Source organism: Micromonospora sp. NPDC005087 (assembly GCF_042872965.1).
Lineage (GTDB): Bacteria > Actinomycetota > Actinomycetes > Mycobacteriales > Micromonosporaceae > Micromonospora.
Window position 1 is genome coordinate 125,279 of record NZ_JBIALB010000001.1, and the last position, 13,530, is coordinate 138,808.

Consider the following 13,530-nt stretch of genomic DNA (forward strand, 5'->3'; position numbering starts at 1 on the left):
CGACCGGGGGTACGCCCTGGCGCCACCAGGGCGTACCCCTACCCACCGCCGCATCGACCGAACGGCCGGTGGGAGGATCTGGCCGTGTCCAAGATCGTTGTCAACCCCTGCCACCAGGCCTGACGTCGATGGACCTGTTCGGTGGGCACCACACCTTCCTCGACTACTGGGTCGCGCTCATCGGCGACGGGCTGACGCTCGTCGTGGCGGCAGTCGTCGGGCGCCTTCTCTGGCCGTCGCGCCGCCGTGAGCCGCGTAGCGCGCCCGCGGACGCGCTCGACTTCGCCGCCGCCACCCGCGTCGCCGAGACCATCGTCTCGGCCGAGGCCGCGGATCCGCTGCTCCGGCCGGAGTCGCGCAGCCGGTTGCTGAGCCACGGCTCCCGTACCGACCGGGCGGTGCTGCTGCTGCACGGATACACCCACGCGCCGGACCAGTTCGACGAGATGGCCGAGGAGTTCTTCGCCCGTGGTTACAACGTCTGGGTTCCGCGCGCTCCCCACCACGGCACGGTGGACCGGCGGGCCCATCATCAGGTCGAGGCCGGTGACCTGACCGCGTACGCCGCCGAGGCGCTGACCGTCGCGGCGGGTCTCGGGGACGAGGTCGGTGTCGTGGGGATCTCCGGCGGCGGGGTTCTGGCCGCCTGGTTGGCCCAGGTCCGCGGCGACGTCGTGCGGCGTCTGCTGCTGCTGTCGCCGTTCTTCGGCCCTGACCCGCGTCAGGCGCCGGCGTTCGCCGTCAAGCCGCTCATCCTGCTGTACGGGCGCCGCATCCTGCCCGACCGTGTCACCTCGCGCGGCTACTCCCTGTCCGCGGTCGCGCAGTACCTGGCGATCGCGCGCGATTTCCCGCGCCCACCACGACGGACCGGTCTGCTGACCGCGGCGGTCGCGATCAGTCCCCTCGACGGGGTGGTGGACCGGCGTGCGGCGGTGACGGTGCCGGCCCGGATCGCCGAGGCGAACGCGATCCCACTGCGGGTCTGCGAACTGCCGGAGTCGTTGGGCGTCCGCCACGACGTGCTGGACCTCGGCGCGCTCGGCACCGACGGATCCGACCTGCGCCGGCGGTACGTCGCGCTGTACGAGGGAGACCCGGTGCCGACGTCCGGACTCGCCCGGACGACCGGCGCGGCCGAGTAGCCGTCGGACGACGGCGGCACTGGGCGCCTGCTGGCCCACGGTCGTGGGGACACGCTGGAAAAACCGGCCGGCGAGGTCGCGTCTGGGCCTTGTTCAACTCCCAGCCCGTTGCCGCTCCAGGCCGTCGAGGAGGGCCTGGAGACCGAACTCGAAGGCCCGGTCGGGAGCGGCGGCATAGGTGGCCGCCGCCGGGGTCTCCAGGCGCGCGCGCAGGCGGGGATAGCGCATGGCGATCTCCTGGGCCCTGGTCATGGCGTCCTGGAACTGTTCCTCGGCGGTGGTGTCGTCCCGGGCGAGTTTCCGGGTGAGCGAGGCGGTCGCGGCGGCGCCGGCCGCGTTGCCGAGGGCGTAGGTGAAGACCGTGGAGGCGGCCTGGTCGGCCTGGGCGCCGCGGAAGCCGGCGGCCTCGTAGACGGCGAGCGTGTGGTCGTCGTGCCGTGCCTTGCCCTCCCCGTAGAGGACGTGTGCGGCGAAGGCCTGCACCAGCCAGGGGTGCCGGGTGAACATTTCGTACAGGTCGACGGCCATGGCGGTGGCCGCGGTCCGCCAGTCGACCGCGTCCAGGTCGGGCAGCGTGAGCTCGCCCCACACCCGGTCGGTGGCGAGAAGCACGAGGTTGTCCTTGTTCTTGACGTGCCAGTACATGGCCGTGGCAGCCGAGTCGAGGCGTTTGCCCAGGGCGCGCATGTTCAGGCCTTCGAGGCCCTCGTCGTCGAGGAGTTCGACGGCGGTGCGGACGATCTGGTCTCGGGTGAGGGTGTCGCGTGCCATGCCCCTCACGGTACGCACTCGCTTGCACAAAGTTCAACGACCGTCTTGCACATTGTTCAAGTCGTCCGCTACCGTCATCACCGCCAGCTACTTGAACAATGTGCAACTCAAGGGAGGCCCCCGTGAACACCCTCGCCGCCGTGATGCAACTGCTCGTCGCCGCAGCCTTCGTCAGCATCCCGCTGGTCCGTCACCGCTTCGGCCCGGTCGCGAAGGCCGCCGCGGAGGCCGAGCTCCGCCGCCAGAACGTCCGCCCGGGGATCCTGGAGGAGAACAGGCTCCGGTTCGACGCCGGTGGCCACGAGACCGCCGCCCCGGTGGCCGTCGCCGCGGTGATGACCGCCACCGCGGCCCTGAACCTCGCCGGCGCCGACCCGGCCCAGCTGCTGACCTGGATCTTCTCCTCGCTGGTCGTGCTGATGAACGTGGTGATCGTCTACAGCAACCGCACCGCCGTGAAGTCCGTCCAGGCCGCCTTCCGCCGCAAGGGCGACCCGGAGCTGACCCGCATCCAGGTCGAGCCCTTCCTCGCGGCCGCCGAGGGCGCCTTCCCGCGCTGGGTGCGCGCCCAGACCTACCTCCGCAACACGGTGGTGTTCGCCGGATCCGCCGTCGCCCTGGTCGCCGTCTCCGTCGTCTGACCCTTCGCTCCCGATCCTGCGGCGGCGAGCCGGCGGGTGCACGCAACAGGGCCTTCGCGGCGATGCTGTCGCCGCGAAGGCCCTGCGCCATTGTCGTGCTCCGTCAGTTGACGGGCGGGGTGGCGCCGTTGAACACCGGCGGGGCATATCCCGCTGGCTTGTCGCCGATGCCGAGGCCGGGGCTCACGACCCAGGACTGGTACTGCGGGGTGAACATCCCGTAGGGCATCCCGACCTGCGGTGCGCTGGCCTCCTCGAGCCGGCGACGCGCGTCCGCCGGGATCTCGAAGTCGAGCGCGCCGAGGTTGCTGTCCAGCTGCTCCGGGCTGCTCGCCCCGATGACCACCGAGGCGACCGCCGGCTGGGTCGCCACCCAGTTGATCGCGACCTGGGCCATGCTGCGGCCCAGCTCCGCCGCCACGCCCTCGAGCGCCTCGATCACCTGCCAGTCCCTGGGGTTGATCTCTCGACCCGGGGCGTCGGGATTGGTCAACCGGCCGGTCCCGCTCATGCCCTCGCCGGTCCGCCGGTACTTGCCGCTGAGCAGACCGCCGCCGATCGGGCTCCACGCCGTGAGGCCCATGCCGAGGGTCTGGGCCATCGACACGTACTCCGCCTCGATGTCGCGCGCGACCAGGGAGTACGGAAGCTGCACGGTGATCATCGGGGCCAGCCCGTGCGCCTCGGCGTAGCTCTGCGCCCGTGCCGCGTACCAGGCCGGTACGTCGGAGAGCCCGGCGTACCGGATCTTGCCGGCGCGTACCAGGTCGTCGAGGGTGTGCACGACCTCCTCGACCGGTGTGATCCGGTCCCAGGTGTGCAGCAGGTGCAGGTCGATGTAGTCGGTGCCGAGCCGGCGCAGCGAGGCCTCCACGGCCCGCACGATGTGCTTGCGACCGTTGCCGCTGGCGTTCGGGTCGGTCGGGTCGATGGTGTTGGTGGCCTTGCTGGTGAGCACGAGCCGATCCCGGACACCGGCCCGGTCGATCAGGCGGCCGAGGATGCGTTCGCTCTCACCGGCGGTGTAGAAGTCCGCCGTGTCGATGAGGTTCCCGCCCGCCTCCAGGTAACGGCGGAAGATCGGTTCCGCCTCCTCCTCGGTCCTGCCGTACGCGGCGTGGAACCCATCCACGCCGAAGTTCATCGTGCCCAGCGCCAGTCGGCTCACCCGCAGACCGGACCGCCCGAGCAGGTAGTACTGGTTCATCGTTGCGTCCTCCCGATCGCTCGCCGGCCCGGAGCGGACCGCGCGGCCCAGACTTTTGCTCGGCAAAAATGGACCCGCAAGTCCAAAGAGCGAGCTACGGTTGAACCGCCAGGTCCAGACGAGGAGGCGGTGACGGAGGTTTCATGACGCGCGCGTTGACCCGCAAGGGCGAGGCGACCCGGGCGCGGATCGTCGCCGGCGCCGCCGCCGAGATCCGCGAGCGCGGCGTCGACGAGACACGCCTCGAGGACGTGATGGCCCGCACCGGCACCAGCAAGGGCCAGCTCTTCCACTACTTCCCGGAGGGCAAGGACGAGCTGCTGCTCGCCGTGGCCCAGCACGAGGCCGACCAGGTGCTCATCGACCAGGAGCCGATGCTCAGCAACCTGACGTCCTGGCCGGCGTGGCTGGCATGGCGCGACCGGCTCATCGAGCGCTACCTCGCGCAGGGCGTGAAGTGCCCGCTCAACGGTCTGCTCGGCCAGGCGGGCCGGCGTGGGCCGGGCGCGCAGGCGGTGGTGGCCGGGCTCATGCGGCGCTGGCAGAAGGCGATCACCGAGGGCATCCGGCACATGCAGTCGACCGGGGACATCGCCCCCGAGGTCGACGCCGACCGTGCCGCCGCGGCGCTGCTGGCCGGCATCCAGGGCGGCGTCCTGCTGCTGCTCGCCACCGGGAAGATCGACCACCTTGAGGCCGCCCTGGACCTCACCATCGACTCCCTGCGGGCGGGTTCCCGCACCGCCTGACCGTGTCAGGATCTCCTTTCCGGCCGCACGGGAGCTGGCCCGGAGAAGGGTGGTCGACCATGTCGGTGGGAATGATCGCAACGCTGCTGGGCGGTTCGATCCTGCTCTTCGCCGCGCTGCTGCTGACGATCATCAGCGTGCTGGGACGCCGTGCGCGGTCTGGGCGGCGGGCGGGCCGGTACACGTCGAGGCCGGGCAACTCGTCGGACAACAGCTCGTCGAGCATCGGCGCAGGGTGAGGTCGTGCCGCGCCACACCGAGAGCTGAGCGTCCGCGCTGAGCTATCCTTTCGCCCGAGTTGTTGGAGATCGGAGCAAGCGTGGCAGGTGACGACGACATCTCCGGGTGAGAGCCCGGACCGGCCGCCGACGGGCGCGTGATCGCGCTGCCGTCGCCGCGGCCTCTGTCGTCATGCCCTGCTCCCGCCGGGCCACCTGTGTGCGCCCGGATCTTCCTTCTCCGAGGTCTTCATGTCTGCTCGACCCGCCCTCATCGCCCATGACCTTCTCCGTATCCGGGGTACGCGCCGGGTGCTCGACGGTGTCTCCCTAACCGCCGCGCCCGGCGACCGGATCGGCCTGATCGGTGAGAACGGCACCGGCAAGACCACCCTGTTGCGGGTCCTGGCCGGCGTCGACGAACCGGACTCCGGCACCGTCGCGCGCCCACCGGATCTCGGCTTCCTGCACCAGGAGATGCCCTACGCCGCGTCCGCGACGGTCGCCACGGTCCTGGACGACGCGCTGCGCGAGGCCCGGGCGGACCTCGCCGAGCTGGACCGGCTCGGCGCCGCGCTGGCCGACGCACCGGAGGGCGCCGAGCGGCACGCCGAGCTGCTGGCGGCGTACGGTGCGGCCCTGCAGCGGGCGCAGGACCGGGACGCCTGGGACGCCGACCGGCGTGCCGAGACCGTGCTCGCCGGCCTCGGCCTCGGCGGGATCGCGCACGATCGGCGGCTCGCGGAGCTGTCCGGCGGGCAGCGGGGCCGCCTCGCGCTGGCCGCGATGCTGGTCCGCCGGCCGGATGCGCTGCTGCTCGACGAGCCCACCAACCACCTCGACGACGCGGCGGCGGCGTTCTGCGAGGACCAACTCCGCGCGATGCCCGGGGTGGTCGTGCTGGCGAGCCACGACCGGGCGTTTCTGGACGCGGTGTGTACCGACGTCATCGATCTGGACCCGGCGGTCGAGGGCCCGGTCCGCTACGGCGGTGGCTACAGCGCATACCTGGCGGCCAAGCGGGCCGAGGCCGACCGTTGGCGCCGGCGCTACGACGACGAGCAGGCGCTCCTCGCCGAACTGCGCGAGGCCGCCGCGGTGACCGGGCACCAGGTCGCCCACGGCCGTGGCCCCCGCGACAGCGAGAAGATGGGGTACGGGCACACCGCCGGCCGGGTGCAGAACCAGATCTCCCGCCGTGTCCGCGACGCCACCCGCCGACTGGAGACACTGGAGCGTCACCAGGTCGCCGCGCCACCGGAGCCGCTGCGCTTCCAGGCACCCGTTCTCGCCACCGGCGCCGGCGATGACATCGTCGCCACGATGCGCCAGGTGCGGATACCCGATCGGCTGTGGATGGCGCACCTCGAGGTCGCCGCCAGCGACCGGCTGTTGGTGAGCGGCCCGAACGGTGCGGGCAAGTCCACTCTGCTCGCCGTCCTCGCCGGACGCGTCAGTGGCACCGGAGCCGTCTGGAGGCGGCCGGACCTGCGCGTCGGTCTGCTCACCCAGGACACCACCTTCGAGGATCCGTCGCGGACCGCCCGGGACGTCTTCGGTCGTGCCGTCGGTGCCGAGCGCGCCGAAGCGGTGCCGCTGTCGTCACTCGGGCTGCTCGTGCCCAGGGATCTCGACCGATCGGCGGCGGACCTGTCGGTCGGCCAGCGCCGTCGGCTCGCTCTCGCGGTGCTCGTCGCCAACCCGCCGGACCTGCTCCTGCTGGACGAGCCGACCAACCATCTCTCCCCACGGCTCTGCGACGAGCTGGAGGACGCCCTGGGCACCGGACCGGGCGCCATCATCGTCGCCAGCCACGACCGACGCCTCCGCTCCCGGTGGCCGGGCCGCGAGATCACCCTCACCGTCGGGCCGTCCACCCGCCGTTGACCAAGAGGTTTGCGTCAGGACACGCCGGGCGGGATGACGCAAATCTCTTGATCAACGAGGCGGGTCCGCCCGTCGACTGTTGGAAACGTTTTCGTAACGAGCCCTTGACCTCTCCGCCAAGGGCGGCGCAGACTCCCGGAAACGTTTACAGCAACCGGCTGGAGGTGTCGAACGTGGGTCGTAAACGTTTACAGGAACCGGCTGACGGCCGGCCCACGGTGCACACGGTCGCCGCCCGCGCCGGTGTCTCCATCGCGTCCGCCTCGCGCGTGCTCAACGGCGTCGGCGGCAGCCCGGAGACGATCCGCAAGGTACGCGCCGCGGCGGCCGAGGTGGGCTACGTGCCGAACGCGATCGCCCGGTCGCTGCAGTCCCAGCGCACCGGCCTCGTCGCGCTCGCCGTCGAGGACATCGGCAACCCGGTCTACGTCGAGATGATGCGCGCCATCGAGTCCGTGGTCGCCTCCTCCGGGCGGCAGCTGCTGGTGCACGCCACCGGCGGACGGATCGACAACGAGACCGCCCTGCTGCGCCGGCTGGCCAACCGCTACGTGGACGGGATGATCGTCTCGCCGATCCGGGTCACCGACGACCACCTGACCGCGCTGTTGGACAGCCCGGTGCCGGTGGTGGTGGTCGGCCAGCTCGGCGCGGACGCCGCGGTCGACAACGTGCGTACCGACTCCCGGCAGGGTGTGGCGCTGGCCGTGGACCACCTCATCGCCAGCGGCCGGCGCCGGATCGGCTTCGTCAACGGCCCGCTCGACACCGTCCCGGGCACCGCGCGCGACGCCGGCTTCCGGGCAGCGCTGGCGCGACACGACATCCGGCTCGACGAGGACCTGATCGAGGTCGGCGACTTCCAGTACGCCGCCGGCCGGGCCGCCACCGAGCGGCTGCTCGCCCGTGCCGACCCGGACGCCCTGGTCTGCGCCAACGACCTCATCGCGGTCGGGGCGCTGCACGCCCTGCTCGCCGCCGGGCGCCAGGTGCCGCAGGACGTCGCCGTCGTCGGCATGGACGACACCGAGCTGGCCCGGATGATGTTTCCCCAGCTCTCCAGCGTCTCGCTCGGCTCGGCCGAGCGCGGTCGCCGGGCCGCCGAGCTGCTCCTGCAACGCATCGCCGACCCGACCCTGCCGCCCCGGCGCGAGCAGGTGCCACCCAGCCTCGCCATCCGGGCGTCCAGTGGCACGCCGCTGCCGGCACCCCGGCTGGCCGCCCCGCCGACCACCCACCCGACCAGCGAAGGGGTGACCTCATGACCACGCTGGCCGAGCGGCCGGACGTCGAACGGGCCGGACCGGCCCGCCGGCCGAGCCGGTTCCGTTCCGACCGGACCACCATCTACCTGCTGCTCCTGCCGTCGCTGCTGCCGATCCTGGTGCTGTCGGTGTTTCCGCTGCTGCGCGGCATCTACCTCGGCTTCACCGACGCCCGGGCCGGGCGCAACGTCGAGGTGTCCTTCACCGGCCTGGCCAACTACCGCGAACTCCTCGGCGACGAGCTGTTCTGGAACTCGTTCAAGATCGGGCTGCTCTGGGCGGTCGGGGTGACGGTGCTCCAGTTCCTGCTCGCCCTCGGGCTGGCCCTGCTGCTCAACCAGCAGCTGCGGTTCCGGGGCGTGGCCCGGGTGCTGGCCGTGGTGCCGTGGGCGATGCCGCCGGTCGTGGTCGGCATCCTCTGGAAGCTCGTCTACCACCCGGACGCCGGCCTGCTCAACGAGTTCTTCCACCGGATCGGCGCCGACGGGCTGCGGACCAACTGGCTCGGCGACTTCAGCACGGCACTGCCCGCCGTGATCCTCGTCGGGGTCTGGGCCGGCATGCCACAGACCACCGTCGTCCTGCTCGCCGGCCTCCAGGGGGTGGGCCGCGAGCTGCACGAGGCGGCCGCGGTGGACGGGGCCAGCACGTGGCACCGGTTCCGGCACGTCACGCTGCCCGCCCTGGCGCCGGTGATCGTGGCGATCACGTCGCTGGACTTCATCTGGAACTTCAACTCGTTCGGGCTGGTGTACGTGCTGACCGCGGGCGGGCCGGGCGGCAAGACCATGCTGCCGATGCTCTTCGCCTACGAGGAGGCGTTCCGTTACGGCAACTACGGCTACGCCGCCGCGCTCGGCAACGTGATGGTCGTGCTCATCATCGCGCTGCTCGCGGTCTATCTCCGGCGCCGGCTGAGGGAGGCGAACTGACATGTTCGGAAAGCCGAGCCGTACCGGGCGGGCGCTGCAGTACCTGGCGCTCCTCGGCTACCTGATCTTCCTCGGGTTCCCGCTGATCTGGCTGCTCTCGACGGCCTTCAAGCCGCCGCGGGAGCTGGTGCGGCTGCACCCCACGCTGATCCCGAGCGACCCGACCGTGCAGAACTTCGTCCAGGCCTTCACCGAGCAGGAGCTGGGCAGGGCGGCACTGAACAGCCTCCAGGTCTCGCTGGCCTCGGCGGTGCTGACCGTGCTGGTCGCCATGCCGGCCTCGTACGCGCTGGCCCGGTTCCGCTCCAAGCTCGGCACCGCGGCGTTGGGCTGGGTGTTGCTGTCGCAGCTCTTCCCGTTCGTGCTGCTGATCATCCCGATCTTCCTGGTGCTGCGGCAGGTCGGACTGGCCAACACACACGCCGGGCTGGTGCTGATCTACGTGGTCTGGGCGCTGCCGTTCGCTCTCTGGATGCTCCAGGGCTTCGTCCGCAACATTCCTCGCGAGCTGGAGGAGGCCGCCTCGGTGGACGGGGCGAGCCGGGTGCAGGTCCTGCGCCGGGTGGTCTTCCCGTTGCTGGCCCCGGGCCTGGTCGCGACCGCGCTCTTCTCCTTCATCTCGGCCTGGAACGAGTTCTTCTTCGCCCTGGTGCTGATCAAGACGCCCGAGCTGGCCACCCTGCCGGTGGCGCTGGCCCGTTTCGTCGGCATCGAGGGCACCGCCCGACTCGGGCCGCTCGCGGCCGGCTCGCTGCTGGCCACGCTGCCCAGCCTGATCTTTTTCGCGTTCATGCAACGCCGGCTCTCGTCCGGGTCGCTCGCCGGCGCGGTCAAGGGCTGAACCGTCCCCCACCCACCACCAAGGAGGTACCCCCATGCTCCGTACCCGATTCCGTCGACTGGCCGCGGCCACCGCGGTCGCGGTCGTCGGCCTCGGCGCGCTCGCCGCGTGCGGTGACGGCGGCGGCGACGAGGCCACGTCCGGCCCGGTCAAGCTGCGTTTCCTGAGCCTCGCCTGGCAGAAGGAGTCGTTGCAGGTCAACAAGGACCTCGTCGCCAAGTGGAACGCCGAGCACCCCGACATCCAGGTCGAGTACGTCCAGGGTGACTGGAACTCGGTGCACGACCAGTTGCTGACCTCCTTCGAGGGCGGCGACGCACCGGACATCGTGCACTACGAGGCGTCCTCGATCGGCGAGTTCAGCAAGCAGGGCTACCTGGCCGATCTCTCCGGGCTCGTCTCCGACGACCTGAAGGGCCAGATCGACAAGGGCGTCTGGGACACCGCGACGTTCGACGGCAAGGTCGCCGGTGTGCCGTTCCTGCTGGAGTCGCAGGTCGTCATCGCCAACAAGAAGCTGCTCGACGCCGCCGGCGTCGCGGTGCCGCCGGCCGACGGCGGCTGGACCTGGGACGAGTTCCAGGGCAACGCGCAGAAGCTCACCAAGCCGGGCCAGTACGGCGTGGCCTGGGCGTTGAAGTCGCCGACCAACCGGGTGCTCAACCTGGCGCTCAACTACGACGGGAAGTTCTTCTACACCGACGGCGGGCGCACCGAGGTCCGGGTCGGTGACGCGGAGAAGGAGATCCCGAAGCGGATCCACGACATGATCTACGCGACGAAGTCCGCGTCCCCGGAGGCGCTCGGCATGAGCGGCGCGGACACCCTGCCCGGCTTCTTCGGTGGCAAGTACGCCATGCTGCCCGGCTCGGTGTCGCTGCGGCAGCAGATGGTCGAGCAGGCGCCGGCCGGCTTCGAGTGGGTCACCCTGCCGCCAGTCAAGGGGCTCTCCACCAAGCAGGCGGCCAACCCGCAGACGCTGTCGGTCTCCGAGGACTCCAAGCACAAGAAGCAGGCCGCGCAGTTCCTCGAGTACTTCCTGAACCCGACCAACATGTCCGCCCTGGCCAAGGGTGACTGGCTGGTTCCGACCGGCAAGCAGGCCAACGAGGAGCTGGTCAAGGTCACCACCGGCAAGCAGGGCTGGGACGTCGCCGCGGACAGCGCCGCGGACCTGACCGTCGCCCCGTTCCAGCAGGCCGACGGCTACCCGGAGTGGAAGACCAAGTACGCCACCCCGGCTCTCCAGCAGTACTTCGCCAACAAGATCACCCTCGATCAGCTCGGCACGCAGCTGGTCGACGGTGGCAAGCAGGTTCTGAGGTAGACATGTCACTCTTGCTCGACACATCGGTCGGCTGCCTGGTCGGCGCCGCGGTCGGAGACGCCCTCGGGGGCGCCACCGAGACGGCACTACCGGAGCAGATTCGCGCACGGTTCGGCGGTTGGGTCGAGGGCATCGTGCCCCCGTACCACGCCGACTGGGCCACCGCGCGACCGCTCGCGCCGTACCACAAGGGCGACGGGCACATCACCGACGACACGTTGATGACCCACGCCCTGGTCCGCGCCTACGCGGCCAAACGCGACCACCTCGACGCGTACGACGTGGTGGAGCTGCTGGTCCCCGACCTGATCGAGCGGGTGGTCTACATACCCGACCTGGAGCGGGAGGGGGTGACCTTCCACCGGCTCGCGGCCGCCGAGCGGTGGCTGGTCACCCGCCTGCACCACGCCCACGCGGACCCGCGCGAGGCAGGGGTCGGCAACATCGTCAACTGTGGAGCGGCCATGTACATGGCTCCGGTCGGCATCGTCAACGCGGGCGATCCGGCCGGGGCGTACGCCGAGGCGGTCGAGATCGCCGGGGCGCACCAGCACAGCTACGGGCGGGAGGCCGCCGCCGTCTTCGCGGCGGCGGTCGCCGCGGCGGCCACCCCCGGCGCGGGCGTCGAGGATGTCGTCACCGCGGCGCTGGACCTGGCCCGCGACGGCACCCGGGCGGCCATCGACGCGGTGGTCAAGGAGGCCCGGAGCCACCACGACTGGAAGCAGGCGATCCCGGCGCTGCGCGCCGCGGTCGCCCCCTATGACACGGTGGGGGAGGAGTACCGGAGCCCGGGCCTCGGTGCGCGGCGGCCCAGCCGGCTGCACGCCATCGAGGAGCTACCGGTGGCCATCGGCATGCTCGTGGTGGCCGGCGGCGAGTTCCGCCCGGCGGTGCTCGGCGCGGTCAACTACGGCCGGGACGCCGACTCGACCGCGACCATGGCCGCTGCCATCGCCGGGGCGCTCGGCGGTGCCGCCGCGGTGCCCACGGAGTGGTCCGAGGTGGTCGGGACCGCCTCCCAGACCGACCTGGTGGAGCCGGCCCGGATCCTCGCGGCGGTGGCTGGCGAGGTGTTCGAGCGGGACCGGGCCCGGTTCACCCGGCGTGCGGAGCGCTTCGCCGGCCTGGCCGGTGGCGCCGGTCGGGCCGTGCCGGACGCACCGGACGGGGAGCCGACCCGGTGAGGATCACCTGGGTCCAGCCGGAGGACCTGCTGCCCCACGAGTTGGCGGCCAGCCGGGACGAGGGCCGCGACGTGGCGGCCCTCGCCCGGCGGTGGACGGAGGCCGGCGGCGACCTGACTCCGCCTGTCAGCGGAGCGTCGCCCACCCCGGCCTCGCCCGCGCTGCGGGCGCTCGCGGTCGAACTGCTGGACGCCGCCGACGCGCTGCCCGCCGTCGCTGTCGCCGCCGCCGACGAGCCGGACGACCTGGCCGCGCTCCGGGCCGAATGGCCGGCCGCCTGGTCGCTGCCGACCGACGTGACGTACGACCGGCTGCACGGCGCGTGGCTCGGCCGGGCGGCCGGCTGCCTGCTCGGCAAGCCGGTGGAGAAGATCCCCCGGGAGGGGATCCGGGAGATCCTCACCGCCACCGGCCGGTGGCCGCTGCGCGACTGGTTCACCGCGAAGGGACTGCCGGCCGACGTCGCCGCCCGCTGGCCCTGGAACCGGCGCAGCGCGCCGACCAGCCTCGCCGAGAACATCGACGGTATGCCCGAGGACGACGATCTGAACTACGCGCTGCTGGCCCTGCGGGTGCTGGAGACCCACGGACGGGACTTCACCAGCGCCGACGTGGCGCAGGCGTGGCTGGACTGGCTGCCCGGTGGGCGGGTCTTCACCGCCGAACGGGTGGCGTACCGGAACCTGCTGCTCGGGCTCGCGCCACCGCAGAGCGCCCGCCGGCACAACCCGTTCCGCGAGTGGATCGGCGCGCAGATCCGCACCGACGTGTACGGCTGGGTCAACCCCGGCCGGCCGGACCGGGCCGCCGAGCTGGCCCTGCGGGACGCCACCGTCAGCCACGTCCGGGGTGGCGTGCACGGCGCGCTCTGGGCCGCCGCCCTGGCCGCCGCCGCGCCGGTCGCCGACACCGTCGACGAGGTGCTGGACGCGGCCGAGGCGGTGCTGCCGCCGCGCAGTCGGTTCGCGGCCACGGTGCGCGAGGCGCGCGCCCTCGGCGTGGGCACCGACGACTGGGAACGCGTGGTCGACGAGCTGTACGCCCGCCACGGTCACCTGCACTGGGTGCACGTGCGCAACAACGCCGCGCTGGTGGCCGCCGCGCTGGCGTACGGCCGTGGCGACCTGGAACGGTCCATCACCGCGGTGGTCAGCGGCGGCTGGGACACCGATTCGACCGGCGCGACGGTCGGTGCGGTGACCGGGGCGCTCGCCGGGGCATCCGGGCTGCCGGCGCGCTGGGTCGCCCCGCTGCGCAACCGGCTGGCCAGCAGCATCGGCGGTTTCGACGGGATCGGCTTCGACGAGCTGGCCGAGCGGACCCGGGCCCTGGCCCAGGCGGGGAGCGGGTCATGACGCGG

Annotated in this window: 13 protein-coding genes; 11 read left to right on the top strand and 2 right to left on the bottom strand. The window is 72.0% G+C overall.

Annotated features, from left to right (window positions below; genetic code table 11):
• Positions 1–128 precede the first annotated feature (128 nt).
• Positions 129–1,145 carry an alpha/beta hydrolase gene (locus ACFYPS_RS00540; protein WP_387322067.1) on the top strand — a complete coding sequence of 339 codons (1,017 nt, stop codon included), beginning with the start codon at positions 129–131 and terminating at the stop codon, positions 1,143–1,145.
• Between the two features lie 93 nt (positions 1,146–1,238).
• Here the strand turns inward: ACFYPS_RS00540 and ACFYPS_RS00545 are convergent, their stop codons facing one another.
• Positions 1,239–1,916: a TetR/AcrR family transcriptional regulator C-terminal domain-containing protein gene (locus ACFYPS_RS00545; protein ID WP_354967460.1), complete on the bottom strand. Its 678-nt coding sequence runs from the start codon at positions 1,914–1,916 to the stop codon at positions 1,239–1,241.
• Positions 1,917–2,038: 122 nt separating this feature from the next.
• On the opposite strand from ACFYPS_RS00545, the gene ACFYPS_RS00550 reads away from it, so the two are divergent.
• Entirely contained in the window at positions 2,039–2,557 is a 519-nt protein-coding gene (locus ACFYPS_RS00550; RefSeq protein WP_387322069.1) for a hypothetical protein, read from the top strand.
• A gap of 103 nt (positions 2,558–2,660) precedes the next feature.
• On the opposite strand, the gene ACFYPS_RS00555 is transcribed toward ACFYPS_RS00550, so the two are convergent.
• Positions 2,661–3,764, bottom strand: coding sequence for an aldo/keto reductase (locus tag ACFYPS_RS00555; protein WP_387322071.1), 1,104 nt, complete (start codon positions 3,762–3,764; stop codon positions 2,661–2,663).
• A 143-nt stretch (positions 3,765–3,907) separates the two neighbouring features.
• On the opposite strand from ACFYPS_RS00555, the gene ACFYPS_RS00560 reads away from it, so the two are divergent.
• The 9 genes from ACFYPS_RS00560 (at position 3,908) to ACFYPS_RS00600 (ending at position 13,525) form a co-directional block, all read left to right on the top strand.
• Positions 3,908–4,513 carry a TetR/AcrR family transcriptional regulator gene (locus tag ACFYPS_RS00560; protein WP_354967463.1) on the top strand — a complete coding sequence of 202 codons (606 nt, stop codon included), beginning with the start codon at positions 3,908–3,910 and terminating at the stop codon, positions 4,511–4,513.
• A 59-nt stretch (positions 4,514–4,572) separates the two neighbouring features.
• Positions 4,573–4,752 (top strand): hypothetical protein, encoded by a 180-nt coding sequence (locus ACFYPS_RS00565; protein ID WP_387322073.1) that lies wholly within the window; start codon positions 4,573–4,575, stop codon positions 4,750–4,752.
• A gap of 231 nt (positions 4,753–4,983) precedes the next feature.
• On the top strand, positions 4,984–6,618 hold the full coding sequence (locus tag ACFYPS_RS00570) for an ABC-F family ATP-binding cassette domain-containing protein (protein ID WP_387322075.1): 1,635 nt from the start codon (positions 4,984–4,986) through the stop codon (positions 6,616–6,618).
• Between the two features lie 173 nt (positions 6,619–6,791).
• Positions 6,792–7,883, top strand: a complete 1,092-nt coding sequence (locus tag ACFYPS_RS00575; protein WP_387322078.1) for a LacI family DNA-binding transcriptional regulator — start codon at positions 6,792–6,794, stop codon at positions 7,881–7,883.
• Entirely contained in the window at positions 7,880–8,815 is a 936-nt protein-coding gene (locus ACFYPS_RS00580; RefSeq protein WP_387322080.1) for a carbohydrate ABC transporter permease, read from the top strand. The genes ACFYPS_RS00575 and ACFYPS_RS00580 overlap by 4 nt, the downstream gene beginning before the upstream one ends.
• A gap of 1 nt (position 8,816) precedes the next feature.
• Entirely contained in the window at positions 8,817–9,656 is an 840-nt protein-coding gene (locus tag ACFYPS_RS00585; protein WP_387322082.1) for a carbohydrate ABC transporter permease, read from the top strand.
• 34 nt (positions 9,657–9,690) lie between these two features.
• Positions 9,691–10,983, top strand: coding sequence for an ABC transporter substrate-binding protein (locus ACFYPS_RS00590; RefSeq protein WP_387322084.1), 1,293 nt, complete (start codon positions 9,691–9,693; stop codon positions 10,981–10,983).
• Positions 10,984–10,985: 2 nt separating this feature from the next.
• Positions 10,986–12,170, top strand: coding sequence for an ADP-ribosylglycohydrolase family protein (locus ACFYPS_RS00595; RefSeq protein WP_387322086.1), 1,185 nt, complete (start codon positions 10,986–10,988; stop codon positions 12,168–12,170).
• A complete protein-coding gene (locus tag ACFYPS_RS00600) occupies positions 12,167–13,525 on the top strand; it encodes an ADP-ribosylglycohydrolase family protein (protein WP_387322088.1) in 1,359 nt (452 codons plus the stop codon). The genes ACFYPS_RS00595 and ACFYPS_RS00600 overlap by 4 nt, the downstream gene beginning before the upstream one ends.
• Positions 13,526–13,530: the final 5 nt, after the last annotated feature.